This window comes from Sulfurirhabdus autotrophica (assembly GCF_004346685.1).
Classification (GTDB): Bacteria; Pseudomonadota; Gammaproteobacteria; order Burkholderiales; family SMCO01; genus Sulfurirhabdus; species Sulfurirhabdus autotrophica.
In genome coordinates, this window is record NZ_SMCO01000031.1 from 1 (window position 1) to 18,169 (window position 18,169).

The 18,169-nt window shown below is 48.6% G+C and carries 13 protein-coding genes; 11 read left to right on the forward strand and 2 right to left on the reverse strand.

Annotation, left to right across the window (positions count from 1 at the left end; genetic code table 11):
* Positions 1 to 349 precede the first annotated feature (349 nt).
* The 11 genes from EDC63_RS17345 (at position 350) to EDC63_RS17395 (ending at position 14,039) form a co-directional block, all read left to right on the forward strand.
* Complete coding sequence (locus tag EDC63_RS17345) at positions 350 to 1,789, forward strand: sigma-54-dependent transcriptional regulator (protein WP_223248305.1); 1,440 nt, start codon at positions 350 to 352, stop codon at positions 1,787 to 1,789.
* Between the two features lie 30 nt (positions 1,790 to 1,819).
* Positions 1,820 to 3,187, forward strand: coding sequence for an AAA family ATPase (locus EDC63_RS17350; RefSeq protein WP_124946858.1), 1,368 nt, complete (start codon positions 1,820 to 1,822; stop codon positions 3,185 to 3,187).
* 113 nt (positions 3,188 to 3,300) lie between these two features.
* Positions 3,301 to 5,064: a pilus (MSHA type) biogenesis protein MshL gene (gene mshL / locus EDC63_RS17355; RefSeq protein WP_124946859.1), complete on the forward strand. Its 1,764-nt coding sequence runs from the start codon at positions 3,301 to 3,303 to the stop codon at positions 5,062 to 5,064.
* On the forward strand, positions 5,061 to 6,212 hold the full coding sequence (locus tag EDC63_RS17360) for a tetratricopeptide repeat protein (protein ID WP_124946860.1): 1,152 nt from the start codon (positions 5,061 to 5,063) through the stop codon (positions 6,210 to 6,212). The genes mshL and EDC63_RS17360 overlap by 4 nt, the downstream gene beginning before the upstream one ends.
* 2 nt (positions 6,213 to 6,214) lie before the next feature.
* The gene (locus EDC63_RS17365; protein ID WP_132920970.1) at positions 6,215 to 7,918 is read left to right on the forward strand and encodes a GspE/PulE family protein; all 1,704 of its coding nucleotides are present in this window, start codon (positions 6,215 to 6,217) and stop codon (positions 7,916 to 7,918) included.
* Positions 7,919 to 7,930: 12 nt separating this feature from the next.
* Positions 7,931 to 9,133 carry a type II secretion system F family protein gene (locus tag EDC63_RS17370; RefSeq protein ID WP_124946861.1) on the forward strand — a complete coding sequence of 401 codons (1,203 nt, stop codon included), beginning with the start codon at positions 7,931 to 7,933 and terminating at the stop codon, positions 9,131 to 9,133.
* A gap of 50 nt (positions 9,134 to 9,183) precedes the next feature.
* Positions 9,184 to 10,806, forward strand: a complete 1,623-nt coding sequence (locus EDC63_RS17375) for a hypothetical protein (RefSeq protein ID WP_124946862.1) — start codon at positions 9,184 to 9,186, stop codon at positions 10,804 to 10,806.
* Complete coding sequence (locus tag EDC63_RS17380) at positions 10,803 to 11,420, forward strand: hypothetical protein (protein ID WP_124946863.1); 618 nt, start codon at positions 10,803 to 10,805, stop codon at positions 11,418 to 11,420. Before EDC63_RS17375 ends, EDC63_RS17380 begins: the two co-directional genes overlap by 4 nt.
* On the forward strand, positions 11,417 to 11,908 hold the full coding sequence (locus EDC63_RS17385; protein WP_124946864.1) for a hypothetical protein: 492 nt from the start codon (positions 11,417 to 11,419) through the stop codon (positions 11,906 to 11,908). Before EDC63_RS17380 ends, EDC63_RS17385 begins: the two co-directional genes overlap by 4 nt.
* Before the next feature lie 102 nt (positions 11,909 to 12,010).
* Positions 12,011 to 13,312 carry a hypothetical protein gene (locus EDC63_RS17390; RefSeq protein ID WP_132920971.1) on the forward strand — a complete coding sequence of 434 codons (1,302 nt, stop codon included), beginning with the start codon at positions 12,011 to 12,013 and terminating at the stop codon, positions 13,310 to 13,312.
* 10 nt (positions 13,313 to 13,322) lie between these two features.
* Positions 13,323 to 14,039 carry a type II secretion system protein gene (locus tag EDC63_RS17395; RefSeq protein ID WP_124946866.1) on the forward strand — a complete coding sequence of 239 codons (717 nt, stop codon included), beginning with the start codon at positions 13,323 to 13,325 and terminating at the stop codon, positions 14,037 to 14,039.
* Here EDC63_RS17395 and EDC63_RS17400 read toward each other — a convergent pair.
* Entirely contained in the window at positions 14,036 to 15,745 is a 1,710-nt protein-coding gene (locus EDC63_RS17400; protein ID WP_124946867.1) for a sensor histidine kinase, read from the reverse strand. The two genes, EDC63_RS17395 and EDC63_RS17400, sit on opposite strands and share 4 nt — an antisense overlap.
* 92 nt (positions 15,746 to 15,837) lie before the next feature.
* Entirely contained in the window at positions 15,838 to 18,165 is a 2,328-nt protein-coding gene (pbpC, locus tag EDC63_RS17405) for a penicillin-binding protein 1C (protein ID WP_223248307.1), read from the reverse strand.
* Between the last annotated feature and the right edge of the window lie 4 nt (positions 18,166 to 18,169).

Consider the following 18,169-nt stretch of genomic DNA (forward strand, 5'->3'; position numbering starts at 1 on the left):
GCTTCGCTGATTCGAGAACGGCAATAATATCTATTTTTATTAATCATCTTAGGAAGTTAGCACACTTTAAAACGTGCTTAACTTCCTAAGACCCTTAGCTAAAATTGAGTTGCATTTGCGGGGATGCTGCCACACAAAACGATCACCCACAGAAATATCCAATATTCTAAAAACCCAAACCTGCATTGCTTTCTACAATCAAATACCTTCAAAAATGTTATCGTTTATGACAATACTTAACAATTCTGGCAGAATCTCATAAAACAAGAAGTACATAACGATAGGTAATGATGATTGACCCGCTTATAACAGTCTCAATTATTCACCACAAATATTAAATGGAGGGAGTGTGACTGCGCAAAAAGATAGCAAACCCAGCTTACTGATCGTGGACGATGATCCGATGATCACCGATACGCTTAACTTCGTGCTGTCAAAAGATTTCACTGTGCATGTTGCCGAATCCAGGCTCCAGGTTAAAAGCTTACTGGTGCAACTGGATGAACCGCCACAACTGGCACTGGTTGATTTAGGATTACCACCGAAACCACACCGCCCTGACGAGGGCTTTCAGCTTATCAGCGAACTGCTTGGTCATTTTGCTGGTATTAAGATTTTGGTGCTTTCCGGCCAAAATGACGAAGCCAATGCACGGCATGCGCGCGCTTTAGGGGCAATTGAGTTCATTTCAAAGCCTTGCGAACCGGAGCAGTTGAAATCCCTGTTATTCAATGCACTGATGATTCAGGATGTTGAACTGACGGCCGAAGCAGCGCCCAGAGAAAATTCCTGCGGCCTGATTGGTGAAAGCTTTCCGATGGACAAGTTACGCCAGCAAATTAGGCAATATGCCGATGCGCCCTTCCCGGTTCTGATTGAGGGCGAATCCGGTAGTGGTAAGGAACTGGTTGCGGCTTGCCTGCATCGTTTGAGTAATCGCGCGCAAAAGCCCTATCTCGCACTCAACTGCGCGGCTATCTCGCCTACATTGGTAGAGCCGACGCTCTTTGGCTATAGCAAAGGTGCCTTTACCGGGGCTACCACTTCTCGCTCCGGCTATTTTGAAGATGCACGTGAAGGCACGCTATTTCTGGATGAAATTGGTGAATTGCCTATTGAACTCCAGGCCAAACTGCTGCGTGTTTTAGAAAACGGTGAGTTTCAGCGTGTTGGTGAAACCCAGACGCGAGTCAGTAATGCCCGTGTGGTAGCGGCCACCAACCGTGATTTGCGACAGGAAATTAAAGCCGGGCGTTTCCGTGGTGATCTTTATCACAGGATCAGCGTTTTTGGTGTGGCCATGCCGCCATTACGTGATCTGGGGGATGACAAGATAACGTTGCTGGATCATTACCGTGCATTTTATGCGAAAGAAAGCAAATCCGTTCCTTTTGAGCTGGATAAGCAGGCTTCTCAAATATGGCAGGATTACCACTTCCCAGGCAATGTCCGCGAGTTGCGTAATATTGTGATTCGCCTCACCACCAAATGTGCCGGGCAAAAAGTCAGCCGTGAACAGCTTGAATCCGAGCTGGATACTGATATTGCTTATCAACCAGACATGCCGATGCCCAGCGACGCCAAGGCACTCTATGAGATGGCAAAAAAACACATGCAGTCCCAGAACAATTTTGATCTGGACCAGACAATGAAGCAGTGGGAGCAAAGTTACGTGGAAGTGGCGCTCAACATGACCCACGGTAATTTGAGCCAGGCTGCTAAATTGCTGGGGATTAACCGCACTACTTTATATAGCCGGATGCAAACGTATTCGATTAGCGCAGAATAACTTTCTACAGGCAGAGACCGTTTTTTATCAATGTATTTCACTCATTTCGGTCTGACACAACCCCCCTTTAAAATTACGCCGAACACGGCATTCTTTTATGGGGGCGGCAATCGCGGTGCCGTTCTGGACGCGCTGATTTATGCGCTCAGCCAGGGTGAGGGCATTATCAAAATCACAGGCGAGGTAGGCAGCGGCAAGACCATGCTTTGCCGCATGCTGGCGACAAAACTCCCTCTGGATATTGAAACCATTTATCTGGCTAATCCGAGCATTTCGCCAGAAGATGTGCTACATGCGATTGTTTTTGAATTGCAACTCCCGGTTCCTGCTGGCGCTTCACGACAGGAAATCACCCACATTCTTCATGACTATCTGCTTGAGCGCCATAAACAGGGAAAGCAGGTAGTTGTGCTGGTAGAAGAGGCTCAAGGCATGCCTCTGGCAACACTGGAAGAAATCCGGCTGCTCTCCAACCTTGAAACCGAACAGGCAAAACTGTTGCAAATCGTTTTATTCGGCCAGCCCGAGCTGAATGAAAGCCTGAATCTGCAAAGCATGCGCCAGCTTAAAGAGCGGATTACACATAGTTTCCCTTTGGGGCCACTGACACCTGAAGAAACCAAAGAATATCTGTCATTCCGCTTGCGCGCAGCCGGATACCATGGGCCCGACCTGTTTAACCCGGCTGTGGTGAATTTCATCGCCAAACACGCAATGGGCCTTACACGGCGCATCAACATTATTGCTGACAAGACGCTGCTTGCCGCCTATTCAGAGGGGACACACAACATCACCCTGAAGCACGCTCAGGCTGCTGTAAAAGACAGTGAATTCGGAAATCTGCCCGGCCAATTTCCATGGCGAATGGCAGCTACAATTGTTTTGTCGGTCATTACAACCCTGGGCCTGGCTTACGCGTTGAAAACATATCAACCGACTCCTCCAGCAAGTGCCCCTGCCGTCACCCCAACTGCTTCGCCGCAATCACCAGCAGCCAATGCAGTTCAGCCCCCCCAAGCGAACAATGCAGCAAATGAAAAAGCCAAAGCCAGCCCACCATTGGCCCCTGCAGATATTCTTGAAGCGCGTATCGCTGCGACCCCGTCCTGGCTGGATCAGCAAAAACCTGATGCCCTGGCCATTCAGCTGATTGGATCAAACAATCCTGAAATGCTGAAATCTTATCTTCATGAAATCAGCCAGTCCATTGAAATAGATAATGTTTTTGTGTACCGTACTATTGCACGGGGCAATCCTTCCTTCACAATCATATATAGTAACTTTGCTTCAAGAAGAGAAGCCGCAGAAGCATTGGCGAACTTGCCTGCCAAGATTAAGCAGAACCGGCCGATTTTGAGAACTGTCAAAGGGATACGAGCTGAACTGGGTCAGAAATGATTTCATGAGAACATGGTATGATAATGCCGCATAGATACAGGCTATATATTGAGTGGAGATTAATCAACAATGGGAACGGCCATGCTTCATCGTAACAATCAAAGGTTGCATTCATGAATAAGTTCTTTCTGGCTGCCAGCCTGACCATTTTGGCCGGCTGCGCGCATCAAGCCAACATTCCTTTGTCTGAAGGGCATATCAGTCAGCCGAAAGAAATGCCTAAATCCAGTGAAATTCCACCCCTGGTAACAGTTCCCACTTATGTTCCTGCACCCAAGCCCACAGCTAAGCCACAAACCTACAGTGTTGTTGTGAACGAAGTGCCTGCCAAAGAACTGTTGTTTGCCTTGGCTCGGGACACTAAAGTTAACGTTGATATTCACCCCGGTATTCAGGGACTGGTTACGCTGAACGCCATTAACGAAACATTGCCTGCCATTCTTGATCGTGTTTCGAAACAAGTGAGTATTCGCTACAAGCTGGAAGGCAATACACTCATCGTTACGCCTGATACACCTTATATTAAAACTTACCGTATTGATTACGTTAATATTGACCGCAGCACCGATTCTTCAATTGGTGTTTCTACACAGGTAGCCACTACAGGTTCCGCGATTGCTGCAGGCGGTGCCGCCTCTTCACAGAGCGGTGCATCGGGCAACAACTCTAATCTGATTGTCAAAACCCAATCCAAGAACAATTTCTGGGAAATTCTGGGTGAAAATATCCGGCACATTCTGAGTGCAACCAAATCCGCGAATCAGAGCGCGGAAGAAAAAGCATTACGACAAGAAACAGCACGTGCTTCTCGCGAAGAACGCTTGCAACAGGCGGAGGCCGTTGCCCGTGCTGGCAGTGGAGCCACAACGCTTTTTGCGACCGCATTTGGCAATCAGTCAAATACAACTCCCGGGGAATCTAGGGACGATGCCATTATCAATCCGGTTGCAGGCACTGTTACCGTTTTTGGTACGGAACGCCAGCAAGAGCTGATTGCGCAATTTCTGAACAGCACCCAAAATGCGATACAGCGTCAGGTTCTGATTGAAGCTACCATTGTTGAAGTGAGCCTGAATGACCAATACAGAACCGGTGTAGACTGGAGTCGGGTTGCCAGCGGCACTGGTTTTACATTCAAGACCAATCTGGGTGGAAAAAGCAATCTGGCCAATACGCTTTCTTCTTTTCTGACAGGCACATACAGCAACAAATCTTCCGGTTTCGGTGTGACCATCGATATGCTTGAGTCTTTCGGCAAAACACGTGTACTATCCAGCCCAAAAATCATGGCGCTGAATAACCAGACCGCCCTGCTCAAGGTTGTCAACAACACTGTCTATTTCACTGTTGATGTCCAGCAAGGTTCCACTTCATCCACCACCGGTCTTGTCGTTCAACCCACTTACACGTCTACGCCACATACTGTGCCGGTTGGCATAGTGCTGAGCGTCACACCGCAAATCAACGAAAACGATGTGGTATCCCTCACGGTTCGTCCCACGATTTCCCGCATCACGGGATTCAAAGATGATCCCAATCCGGCTTTAGGCTCCGGAAGCAGCAGAATTCCGAATCAGGTTCCTGAAATTCAGGTACGTGAAATGGAGTCTGTGCTGCAAATTAGCAGTGGTCAGACGGTGATTTTGGGCGGTTTGATGCAGGATGACATTTCTCGCAACCGGGATGGCATACCTGAATTATCCCGTCTGGACGGTATCGGCAGTCTGTTTGGCCAGCGTGAAGAAAAAACCAGTCAGACCGAACTGGTTATTTTCCTGCGCCCTACGGTGATTACCAACCCAACTTTGGAAAGTGACGAGCTTAAATTTTATCAGCGGTTTCTTCCTGGTCAGCGAGCAGTTGGCACAAACCCATGAGTCTGTTAATGCAAGCCTTGAAGAAGGCAGAGCAAAATAAACAAGGGGGAGAAAATACCCCGCCTGATGCAGTCAGCACTTCCACGCTGACGCTGGAAAGCCTGCAAGATGAGGCCCCAGCCAACCCTGCCTACACTGACAACTATCGATCTGCTGGTCGTGATCCAAAATCCAGCCCAGCCGCCAACCTGTTTGCGGCCAAGCAACACAAACGGATTTCGCCATTTGCCATTGTGGCAGGCATCGGCGTGCTCATTCTTGCTGGCTGGGGAGCTTATTTGTATTACCAGCTCATTACTCCTCCGCCATTTGTGCCAGCCAGCCATGTGGCAGAAGCAGCAAAAGTAGCGACTGACACCAAAATCGCTGAAGCCCATATCGCCCCGCAAGCTGAAACCTCACCCCCTGCAGCACAAACAGAAGTTGCCACAAACAATCTGCATGACACTTCTCAAAGCAACGCTGAAACCTATCAGCCAGTCGCCAAACCGGATCGCCAGGAAACCCGTCAACCCTACGAGACCAAAATCCAGTTCAAAAGAGAAACGGCACCCACAGTCATTTCACCCACACTGACTAATGCCTATCAAGCTCTTAAAGAAAATCATCTGGACAGTGCGCAAACACAATATCAGCGACTTCTCAGTGCAGAACCGAACAATATTGATGCTTTACTTGGCCTGGCTGCCATTTCAGCTAAACAGGGGAAAAACGATCAATCTGCCAAATACCTTATGCGCGTACTGGAGCTGGACCCGAAAAATGCTGCCGCACAAGCCGGGTTGATCAGTTTCATGGGTAAATCTGATCCCTCAGCCAGTGAAATGCGGCTAAAACAGTTGATCCAGAATCAGCCTGCAGCCTTCCTGTTTTTTAATCTGGGGAACCTGTATGCCAGCCAGTCACAATGGGCGGCTGCCGAACAGGCTTACTTCCAGGCTTATCAAATGGAGCTAGGCAATCCTGACTACGCTTACAATCTAGCCGTGAGTCTGGAACACTTGCAGCAATCCAGACAAGCTTTAGCCTATTACCAGCAAGCACTTCGTTTGATTCAAAAAAGCGGCTATGCCAATTTTGATAAAACCTTATTGCAGACACGTATCAACCAGCTCACTACTGCCGAGCCGACTGGAAGCCCGAAATAAATATGGTAGAACAACGTAAAAAACTCAGGCTTGGTGAATTATTGGTGAATCAGGGTTTAGTGACCCATGACCAGGTTCGCATCGCCCTAATCGAACAAAAGCAAAGCAACCTACCTATTGGACGGCAGCTTGTCAGGCTGGGTTTTGTCACCGAAGCGGTGATTCGGGACCTGCTCGCTCACACTATAGGACAAGAGAGCATTGATCTTTCCAAAGTAGTGGCTGATGCGGAAGCCCTGCGCATGGTGCCAAAAGAGTTTGCCCGCCACAACAATCTGCTGCCGATTGCTTATGACAGCCAAAACAAAACCCTGGTCGTTGCAATTACAGACATGTTTAATGTGGTGGCACTGGACCAGTTGCGTGCAACCCTTGGCGGCCAGATTGATATCAAAACAGTGGTCGCCGGCGAAGCACAACTGGAAGAATATGCAGACCACTTCTATGGCTTCGAGCTTTCCGTGGATGGCATCTTGCGTGAAATCGAAACGGGAGAAATTGACTACCAGAGTTTGCAGGTCGGCACGGGGGAATACACCCAGCCTGTTGTCAGACTGGTGGGGGCGCTGCTTGTAGATGCTGTCAAGCGCGGCTCGTCAGACATCCATTTTGAGCCGGAACATGCTTTTTTGCGCGTACGCTACCGTATCGACGGTGTGCTGGAACAAGTACGCAGCTTGCACAAAACCTATTGGCCTGGCATTGCAGTGCGCCTCAAGGTTATCAGCGGCATGAACATCGCCGAAACGCGGGCACCACAGGACGGCCGGCTATCATTGAATCTGAATGGTCGTTCCATTGATTTTCGGGTCTCCTGCCAGCCGACAATTCATGGCGAAAATATTGTGCTGCGGGTGCTGGACCGGGAAAAATCCATCATTCCGCTGGATCACATGGGACTTTCACCTGAAGCGCTGGAAACGCTGGCCTTGATGATGGCCAGACCGGATGGCATTGTGATTGTTACGGGGCCAACAGGCAGCGGAAAAACAACGACGTTGTATTCTCTGCTCAGCCACATCAATAATGAATCAGTGAATATCATGACCTTGGAGGACCCGGTTGAGTACCCCGTGACCTTAATGCGCCAAACATCAGTGAATGATGCCGTCAAAATGGATTTTGCAAACGGTATTCGCTCCATCATGCGCCAAGATCCTGACATTATTCTGGTTGGTGAGGTCCGCGACCACGAAACCGCTGAAATGGCTTTTCGAGCTGCCATGACAGGCCATCAGGTTTTTACCACACTGCATACGAATTCAGCATTGGGCGCCTTTCCCCGTCTGCTGGATATCGGCATTTTACCGGACATCATGTCAGGCAATATCATTGGTGTCATTGCGCAACGACTAGTACGCGTGCTTTGCTCCCATTGCAAAGAGGCCTACCGTCCGGATCAGGATGAATCTGCAATCATGGGTGTCAAGCCTGAAGACAATATCACTATTTATAAGCCGGTTGGCTGCCCGCGCTGCAACTCCAAGGGTTACAGAGGTCGCAGAGCATTGATGGAATTATTGCGTATCGACAGTGATCTGGACGGATTAATTGCCCAGCGTGCCTCTGCCCAAACACTCAAAAATGCAGCCCTGGAAAAAGGCTTCAAAACCCTGGCGGACGATGGCATACGTCGTGTACTGGAAGGTGAAACCAGTCTGGCTGAAGTTTCCCGTGTGATTGATCTGACCGGGCGAGTTCGATAGCGCTGAATCCACATGCCAACATACCAATATAAAGCGGTTAACAAAACCGGCCAGCCTGCCAGGGGAACCCTGGATGCGGCAAACGATATTGAGCTTGAGCTGCGCCTCAAACGGATGGGATTGGACCTCATCACTTACCATGAAACGACGAATCAGTTATCCCGCTGGCGCGGAAAAATCACACGACAGGATCTGATTAATTTCTGTTTCCATATGGAACAGATTTGCCGCAGCGGCGTGCCCTTTCTGGAAGGCTTGAAAGATCTACGCGATGGCGCAGAAAATCCGGCTTTCCGCGAAATCATGTCTTCCATGCTGGAAGATATGGAGGGGGGGAAAATGTTGTCTCAAGTGCTGGAAAACCACCCTGCCATTTTTGACAATGTATTTACAAATCTTGTACGGGCAGGTGAACAAACCGGCAAACTAACCGAGATATTTGAAAGCCTGGCGGCCTCCATCAAGTGGCAGGATGAGTTAATCGCCCAGACACGGAGCTTGCTGATTTACCCGACGATGGTTTTAACCGTTGTCAGCGCGGTTATTCTCTTTTTACTTGTGTATTTAGTGCCGCAACTCGTTTCATTACTCAAAAACATGGGGATTGAACTCCCGTTGCAAACCCGGATTCTGATTTTCCTATCTGAAACAGTCTCACATTACTGGCCTATCATTTTTGGTTTGCCGATTCTGGCCGGTATTGTCATTGCAGCCACCATAAGCAGAAACGACAAAGCGCGCTACCTGTTTGATCATGTCAAACTGACTCTGCCCTTTACCGGCCCAATACTTAAAAAAATCATCGTGGCGCGCTTTGCCAATTTTTTTGCATTAATGTATCAATCCGGCATCTCGGTCCTGGATGCGTTGAAAACCTGTGAGGGGATCGTTAATAACCGTGTCATTGCCGATGCATTACAAAGAGCCGGACAGCAAATCAACGCGGGAGAAGGTCTGACTGAAAGTTTCCGCAACCTGGGTGTATTCCCCCCCCTTGTCTTACGCATGCTGGGGGTAGGTGAAAAGACTGGTGCACTGGACAATGCCTTGCTCAATATCAGTTATTTTTACAACCGTGAAGTCAAAGAATCAATCGAAAAATTACTTAAAATGCTGGAACCGGCATTGACTGTTTTTTTGGGAATCATCATGGGATTAATCATGTATTCAGTTTTAATGCCCGTGTATGACATATTAGGCAAAATCAAGTTTTGAACCTAATCAGACTGAGTACCGATAAAAAACCTGTAACCATCACATAATTTATGTTCTCAAAACTCTTACTTTACGTTTCCGCACAACAGGCAACTGCCGCACACTGGCGTTCGGGCAAACTATTATTTTGCCAGGGTTTTGCCAATAACGAGGAAGGCTGGGCCAGTTTCAACAACCTGTTAGCATCCTATGATGACACTCCGGTTTACCTGCTGGTGGATGCTGTTGAAGAAGACTATCGTAGCGACACGCTACCTCACACCATCGGTGGCACACGCCAGGAAATGCTGGCGCGTAAATTAAAACAGATTTATCGCAACACTCCTTTTACCATGGCGTGGCTACAAGGGAGGGAAACCGACAAAAGGCGCGACGACCGTTTTCTGTTTGCCGCCATGACCAATCCAGACCTGCTAAACCCCTGGCTGGAAGTACTGCAACATCATCAATCACCCATAGCGGGCGTCTATCTGCTGCCCATGGTCAGCCAATCGTTATTAGCAAAATTGCAGATTCAGGCACCTACCCTGCTGCTTGTTTCAGAACATAGCGCAGGCTTGAGGCAAAGTTTCTTTCAGAATCAAAAACTTAAAGTCAGCCGTCTTACCCCTTTGCAACCCGCCACTGATGGCCCCGCAGGGCAGGCAGATAGCACAGAAAGCCGCTTTACCCATTACACGGAAGAAATTGAAAAAACCCGTTTTTTCCTGAATAGCCAACGACTGCTTACCCGTGATGAGAAGCTGTTTATATGTGTACTTGATCAGGAAAACACACTGGAAGCACTTTGCCATTCTCTCAACACCGACCCCGCATTACAGTGCCTGCACTTAAGCCAGGCCGACATATTTAATCGTCTGGGAATTTCCCCCAGCGAACTCAAACCCTCATGTATCAATGTTCCACATTTGCTCACACTGGGCAATACACCGCCTGCTATCAGCCTTGCGCCGACAGCCTTGACTCGCGGTTTTGCCCAATACCGGGCAAGGTTTGGGCTTTATGGTCTGGGCATAGCTATTGCGCTGATTTCAGCCATCTGGAGTGGCAGCAATCTTTACTACCAAAGCCGCTCTGAAAAACAGATACAGATTTTAACAACACAAACCAGGCAGCAGGAAGCACTCTATCAGGAAGTTGCAAAGCAGTTCCCCGAATCACCCGTTTCTGCTGAAAATCTGTTAAAAGCAGTAGAAATCGCCAAGAAAATCCAGAGCAACAGCCACAACCCAACATTATTGATGGAAATAGTGAGCCATGCCCTGGATGCCAATCCGGCGATTTCACCAAATCGCCTTAAATGGAAAATCAGCCAGCAAACATCAGATCAGGAAGATGGCACCTCGTCGTCACAACAAGCCCCCCAAAACAATACCCCGCCCTCCGGAGGCACGACAGAAAAATGGCAACTGGGCTATATCGATGGTGAAGTAAAACCCTTTAATGGAGATTACCGTGCTGCCATAACGCTTATTAATCATTTTGCAGATAGCATCCGGCAAGACACACATGTGGAATCTGTCAGCATTCTGAAGTTACCCTTGGATGTCAATTCTGCCAGCGGTCTGAGTGGCACCACCATGGAAAAAACCTCACAGACTACCAGCGCACAATTCAAGCTGAAAATATTGCTGAAACCGGGAACAGGAACGCGTATGGAGCCGACTAAATGATTACCCTGCAAGATATACGCGCCTTACAGATTCCATTAATTGTCCTCGCGGTCGTCACTGCTTTCAGCACCGCGGGCATATTGGTTTCTCGCAGTAATTTGCAACAGTCGGAAACCACACTGCAAAACCAGCAAACCACTTTGAATCAGGCGCAACAACGCTACAGGCAGTCTGGCGAAGAAAAAGAAATCATCATTCGCCACCTGCCCGCCTACAAAGAATTGGAAAAAAATGGGTTCATCGGCGCAGAGCAACGCATAAACTGGCTGGATGCACTGCGCACAACCAATCAGGTGCAACAGATGTTCGGTGTAGAATATCAAATAGCAGCACAACAACCTTACCCAACAGGTGCAGGCATAGAGAGCGGCCAATTCCAGCTGAGGCAATCACCTATGAAACTCACATTCAAGCTGTTACACGAAGGCGATTTGATGCGCTTTTTCACCACCCTTGCCCAACTAAAAGTGGGCATGTTCACACTCGAAGAGTGTGTGCTGCAACGCGTCGGGAACAATATCCCCACAATTCGCTACCAGCCCACTTTACAAGCAGATTGTCAGCTTGACTGGTGGACGATTGCCCCCAAAGAGCTACAGGGGAATAAACCATGAGGTTTTACTTTGTCATTTTGCTGATTGCGCTTACTTGCAATACGGTTCAAGCAGATACAGCAATGGGCCGCCTTTTCTTCACCCCATCCCAACGGGATGCACTAGATAAAGCCCGCCAGCAAAACCTCAATATGGAAACGGCAAACAATACCACTGAAGACAGCATTACCCTTAATGGAGTAGTTAAACGCAGCGATGGCCGCCACACGGTCTGGATCAACAACAAGGCTTTTGAAGAGGGCATCAAAGTAAATCGCGACAGCAAATCCGGTAATTACAATGTGCAATTACCTTATTCAGAACAAAATGTCCGATTAAAAGTTGGGCAAAGACTGGATTCCGTCAGCGGCAAAATTGAAGAGGCTTACCATGAAAAACCTGCTTCAAATCCAGTCAAACCAGTTACCCCCACACCGCCAAAACAAACAAAACTCTTGTCATCATCCAAGGCTGACAATAGCGATGAGCCTGATGAAACAACAAAGTAAATATTGAGTTTGGTTTGCGCAATGATAAAACCGTTGAACATTCACAACGTTCCTAAAGACACCAACAAGCAAAATGGGCAAGCTTTAATAATCTTGCTCATTTTGCTTGTTACCGGCACAACTTCGTTATTTGTCCATTCAGTCAATACCAATAAACTGAATAATGAACGGGATAAAAAAACCTATGAATCTTTGGCAAAAGCAAAAGTTGCTTTAATGGGCCAAGCAATTATGTGGAATTACGGGAACGGTAGACCTGGAGATCTACCCTGCCCAGATCTTAATGATGATGGTGTGGCAGAAACCTCTTGTGGAAACTCCGACGGTTCAACCGGGCAAGCGTATAGAATCGGAAGACTTCCTTGGAAAACATTAGGCTTACCAGACTTGAGAGATGGTGATGGTGAACGGCTTTGGTACGCTGTTTCCAATAACTTCAAAAATAACACTCGAACTACTTGCACAGCACTTTCCTCAGCTGGCTGCCTGAATAGTAATACTATAGGTACAATTTCAACCAGACAGTCTAATGGACAACTTATTCTGGATGCCAGCAGTGGCAACAATGGCGCTATTGCCGTAATTTTAGCACCCGGTAAAATTTTACGCCGCCAAGGCGCTGCTTCTGATCAAGATCGTAGTTGCACAGGCGCGAACTGCAAAACATACGATCCATGCACTACTAGCCCAGCCTCCCTAACGCCTAAATGCAATCCGATCAATTACCTTGATAAGGGCAATGGTGAAGACAATGCCAGCTTCATCGATGGAACAGCAGATGGCTTCATCAGTGGGAATATTGCGAGCACATCCCAACCCAATACACTGATAGTGAATGATAAACTACTTACCATCACCGCCAGCGAACTTACTCCACTTCTTGAGAAACGTGTTGCTGGCGAAGTACTTGCATGTCTCAGCAATTATGCTTCCGGAAACGGTGGACGCTACCCTTGGGCTGCTAAAATGAATGCCTCATCAGCCCCGGCCTACGCTGACACAACTGACACCTTATTCGGTCGTTTACCAGACACTCCTTTTACAAATACCAATATTTCAAACCCAAGTATGGGTATAAATTGGATTTGCAATATTGCCTCAAACTCTTACTGGTGGCTAAATTGGAAAGAAAGTGTATTCTATGGCTTGGGCAATGCTTATAAACCTGCGAACACAACTACTCCCCCTGGCATTGATGTCTATATCAATCCTACTACGACACTTTCAAACAAACAGGTTGTGGTAATCATTGCCGGAAAGCCCCTTTCTGGACAGAGCAGAACAACTAATTCAGACAAAGCCAACCCCGCTAATTATCTGGAGGGGTTTAATACGGGCGCAACTTCCACTTTCCAAAAAGACGTTGCCACAAGCACTTTTAATGATTATTTGTTATTTCAATAAGACGGCAAACATGCAAAAAAAACAACTATATTATCTTTCCAACGGCTTCACACTTATTGAAATCGCAATTACGTTATTTATTATCACGTTACTGCTTGGTGGATTATTGGTGCCACTTGGAACACAAATTGAACAAAGAAAAATCTCAGAAACACAAAGAAATCTGGAAGAAATCAAGGAGGCTATGATTGGCTTTGCCTTGGCAAACGGAAGGCTGCCACGTCCAGCAAACTCAAATGTGGACGGCAATGAAAAAGCTGTTTGTACAGGTGCAAATGCGAGCGCAATGGAACAAGCATGTACAGGTTTTATTCCTTGGGCAACACTGGGCGTCCCCAAACTCGATGCCTGGGGTAAAGTATTTCGCTATAGCGTAACACCTGCTTTTGCAAACTCTTCAATTACTTTTGTTACTACTTCAACTAAAACCGTGCAAACGCGGGACGCAACAGGCTCAATTATTTCGCTTGCCTCTTCAGTGCCTGCCGTCATTATTTCTCAAGGTAAAAATAATTGGGGAATAGGTGATAATGGCAATGCTTTTGCCGATACCTCTGCTACCAATACCGATGAAGATACCAACAATTCGGCCAGTGTCACTTTTATTAGCCGCACCCAAACAGATAGCGGAACGGCTGCAACGGGTGGTGAGTTTGACGACCTTGTAGCCTGGATTTCACCCAACATTCTCTTTAGCCGAATGGTTGCAGCAGGCAAGTTACCTTAATCCTCTGCAAGCACCTCTTGCAGTACAAAACAGACCTGCCCTTCCCTATTTTCTGCCAGCTCAAGCTGGAAGCCTGATTGCTCTGCCTGGCGCGCTGCTTGATACAAACCAACCCCCAAACCCCATTCAGAAGGAACCGGCCCGGTAAACAGCTTACGAGCGACACTCTCTTCTGCTGCCGAACCATTATCGCAAACATGCAGTGCAACTTCCGGTTCACAGGTAAAGCGCACACTGATTTTCAGACCATTTTGCTGTTTACGCTTTTCCAGTGCATTTTGTATTAAATTATCTGAAACACTGTCAAACAAATCGGCAGGCAAGCTCAAGTCAGGTGCCATTTTACTGGCGAGGAAATCGATACCACTATTCGTATAGCGATATTGCAGGGTCTGCCACCAAATTTGCGCAGATACCTTTCCTGTTTCAGCTTTTTGCTTTGGATCCTGCAACTTTTCCAATGTACCTTGCAGGCGTTGCGTAATTTGGGGTAATTGCCTGCGCATTAATGCCTGCAAGGCTTCAGCTTGGTCTGCTTCACTGGTTTCAGCTGCCGAGCACAGTGTTTTCATGGACTGCAACAGGTTTTTTACATCGTGAGTCAGTCGAGCTCCTGTTTCATAAATTGCCTGGGTATAGGCATTTTGCTTCTGCGTCTGTTCGCGCAATTTTGCTTCATAAAAATAACCCAGCAACTGTGTCAGTAATTTCACATGCAACATCAATGCGGCAGAAAGCCGCCAGCGCGTATATAAAACCAGCGTAAACTGATGAAATGAAAATGAGGCCGAATGTTGAGATTCCGCGCCAAATTTTCCTTCGCTGCCTTTGGTTTCCCAATGGCCGCCAACCACCCATGGCAGCTTGCCGATATCTTCCATCGCCAAGCCCAGAAACACCGCCGGGTCATGTTCCTTTTCTGCAAAACTGGCCAGATTACGCAACCAGCGCTCAAACGGCATCCCCACGCTCAACAGGTATCGGGACAATAACTGGCCAAATCCGGAAAACCCGCCCAATGGGCTCCACAACCAGCCCAACATTAGCAGCACAGCAGCAATGGTTACCAAGGTTTTTGCCAGAGCGACGGGGTAAATATTCTGAGTGAAAAGCATGACAGTAAAACTGCCAAGGACCAAGACTGTTACCAGCAAAAAAAGCATCAAGCTGGAGAAAAAATCTACAGCGCTACTGATTTCAGGTTGGCTCATCTCCACCTTCACTGTCATGATCGCTAGTGGCAGCACCAACAATCCATAACGAACCAGCATATTCACCGCTGGAAGGGTTTCCTGCTTGCCCAGCAAGTTAGGGATAACCCACAGCAACAAAAGAGACAGTAAATACGTCACAGCCAGCAGATAAACCAGATGCTTCTTTCGCAAATCCGATCCAGGCATATTGCCACCAACCAGCCCAATCAAGACACCTACCCACAAAGTGAGTAACCACCAACTATTAAACAGTAACAAAATACCACTAAGAATAATCAGCACGGTATAGGCAGGGCTTAAATCCCGCTCACCTCCCCATAGTGGTTGCCACAGCAAAAATAAACCAAAATGTGTCAGCATCAATGCCTGCGACCACCAATGGCCCACTCCCCATGCAATGGCAGCATGCAGGGTAAGCAACATCAACCCTAGCCACCATTGTGGGTGTGCGGCTATTAACCATTGAATTTTTCTGGTCAAACTCGCTTGCATTCCTTTCTCCGTTGCGGCTTATCAGCAAACATTATTATAATAATTCGGTTAGGTTATCAGGTTTATTCAAATCAATAACGCATTCCTGCTCCTCATTGACTCTCTATTACACTCACGCTTATGCGGTCATAACGGCCTTGATCATCCAACGCAGTGATGTCGTACCGCCCGGCCTGATTAAACCTGATCGGCTGAGCCATAGTGCCTTTGCCAGATGCGATCATTTGCCCATTCACCATCCAGTATACTTTTCCTGGCTGCCCGCGCACTTCCAATTTCACCGGCGGCATGGTTCCTGTATTGGGTCGCCGAATTTTTTCGCCGTCGGTCAACCCAAGAATTTTTATTCCTGCTTCCGGGCGATAAAGCTTGTCGCAAGTTTCGTCCCATTCTGGGGGCAATGTTTTTGCGCGAAGCCCCGGCTCTAGCCAAGGTTCCAGGGCTGCGGGCCAACGGGCGGCTTCTATTTTGACAATAGGACCACGGGCGCACTCGGGGCTGACCCTTTTCCCGTTTTCTTTATTTAAATAGTAAGTGTATCTGGCAGATCCGCTGCGCAGGCGGTCTGAAAACGTGGGAGGTGCAACACCTCCCAATACCCAGGCAGTTCGCTGCGAAGCGCAAAGTGGCGCAGTTTCATCAATTAGACGGGTACCAAGCGGCCAGCAAATTAATGCCTGCGTGACTTCTGAAGGAGGCTGGCGTATCTTGCCGGTGCGATTTTCAGGCAGTATTGAAAACACATCCACAAGCAGGGGCGAAGCCACATTGGCACCAAAAAACCCGGGGTTGGGAGTGCCATCCGGACGACCTACCCACACACCCACGGTGTAATGATCGCTCACGCCGATGGCCCATGCATCACGGAATCCGAAACTGGTACCCGTTTTCCAGGCTATGCCACGCTGCGCGCCTGCGGCACTGTTAACGGCTTTAGCAGTGGGTCCGCCCGTCTCAAGAATATCGCGCACAATAAAAGCTGCACCTTCGCTCATGACCCTGCGCTCCTGGATTGGCTGCTGGGGTATAAACCTTGGCTTGCCTGCCAAACCTTTGCGAGCGAAGGAGGAATAAGCCCCCACCAGATCTTCGAGCGTTGTACCCACACCGCCAAGAATAATGCTCAAATTGGGTGACGCGCCTCGCGGATAATTTAACGTCAGACCGCTACTTTGCAACAGTCCCGAGAAACGGACGGGGTCCAACCTTTCCAGTACTTCTACTGCCGGTACATTGAGTGATTTGACAAGCGCTTCAGATACACTCACTGCGCCATGAAAAGACTGTTGAAAATTACCTGGCTGATACCCGGAGAATGATTGTGGTACATCGCTCAGCAAGGATTCAGAATGGATCAACCCTTCATCCAGAGCAAAACCGTACAAAAATGGCTTTAGCGTTGACCCTGGTGAGCGGGAGGCCTGTACCATGTCCACGTGAGCAAAGCGCTGATCATCAGCAAAATCGGCCGAACCCGCATACGCTACCACCTCCAGCGAGCGGTTATCCATCACCAGAGTGGCCAGTGAAACTCTGGGTGGAAGGCTGCCTGCACGATCAGCCAGCAATCCTTCCAGCATAGCCTGTGCTGCCGGGTCGATGGTGCTATCGATACGAAGCTGTCCTTTCGCCTCTTTACGCAACCGTTCAGCTAGCAGAGGTGCCAGCAGAGGTTCTTGTATTCGCTGGGCGTAAACGGGTTCTGTCAGAGCATCGGCTACGATGGTAAGCCCCCATTTTGCTTCCAGCCGCCGCAGTACTTTGTCGCGTGCAGTACGGGCACGGGCCGGATATCGATCTGGGCGCATTAACGAGGGCGCTTGTGGCAATACGGCAAGCAATGCGGCTTCGGCATGGGTAAGACGTTTTGCCGGTTTGTACAAATAACCGCGACTGGCAGCTTCAACCCCTTCCAATACGCCACCCATAGGCGCGTAATTAAGGTACAGCGTTAAAATGCCTTGTTTGGAATAATGCCACTCCAGCTGCAAAGCCCGCGCAATTTGCCTTAGCTTGCCGGTGATCGTTCGAGGGGTAGGATCAAGCATCCGCGCCACTTGCATGGTAATGGTCGAACCGCCCGAGATTACCCGTCCATGCACCATCCATTGCCAACCAGCCCGCATCAGCGCCAGAGGATTTACACCTGGATGCCACCAGAACCATTTGTCTTCATAGGCAACCAGCGCTTCCAAATATAACGGTGAGACATCCGCTATTTTGACCGGGTGACGCCACACATGCTGTCCGTCCGGAAAAGCGCGCAAAGGCGAGCCATCGCGTGCTAGCACCACAACGGCATAGGGAGAATCTCGACCGGGTTGCGGCAGAGGGAACAGCAAGTCAAGCGCCAGCAATATCAAGACCATGACAATGCCGACCGCCAGCCAACGGCGGCGGCGACGCTTGATCTTCGCCACTACA

Coding starts and splice junctions, on each gene's coding strand:
- EDC63_RS17370 (WP_124946861.1), top strand. CDS start 7,931: ATGCCAACATACCAATATAAAGCGGTTAACAAAACCGGCCAGCCTGCC.
- EDC63_RS17375 (WP_124946862.1), top strand. CDS start 9,184: ATGTTCTCAAAACTCTTACTTTACGTTTCCGCACAACAGGCAACTGCC.
- EDC63_RS17365 (WP_132920970.1), top strand. CDS start 6,215: ATGGTAGAACAACGTAAAAAACTCAGGCTTGGTGAATTATTGGTGAAT.
- EDC63_RS17385 (WP_124946864.1), top strand. CDS start 11,417: ATGAGGTTTTACTTTGTCATTTTGCTGATTGCGCTTACTTGCAATACG.
- EDC63_RS17380 (WP_124946863.1), top strand. CDS start 10,803: ATGATTACCCTGCAAGATATACGCGCCTTACAGATTCCATTAATTGTC.
- EDC63_RS17395 (WP_124946866.1), top strand. CDS start 13,323: ATGCAAAAAAAACAACTATATTATCTTTCCAACGGCTTCACACTTATT.
- EDC63_RS17400 (WP_124946867.1), bottom strand. CDS start 15,745: ATGCAAGCGAGTTTGACCAGAAAAATTCAATGGTTAATAGCCGCACAC.
- mshL (WP_124946859.1), top strand. CDS start 3,301: ATGAATAAGTTCTTTCTGGCTGCCAGCCTGACCATTTTGGCCGGCTGC.
- EDC63_RS17360 (WP_124946860.1), top strand. CDS start 5,061: ATGAGTCTGTTAATGCAAGCCTTGAAGAAGGCAGAGCAAAATAAACAA.
- EDC63_RS17350 (WP_124946858.1), top strand. CDS start 1,820: ATGTATTTCACTCATTTCGGTCTGACACAACCCCCCTTTAAAATTACG.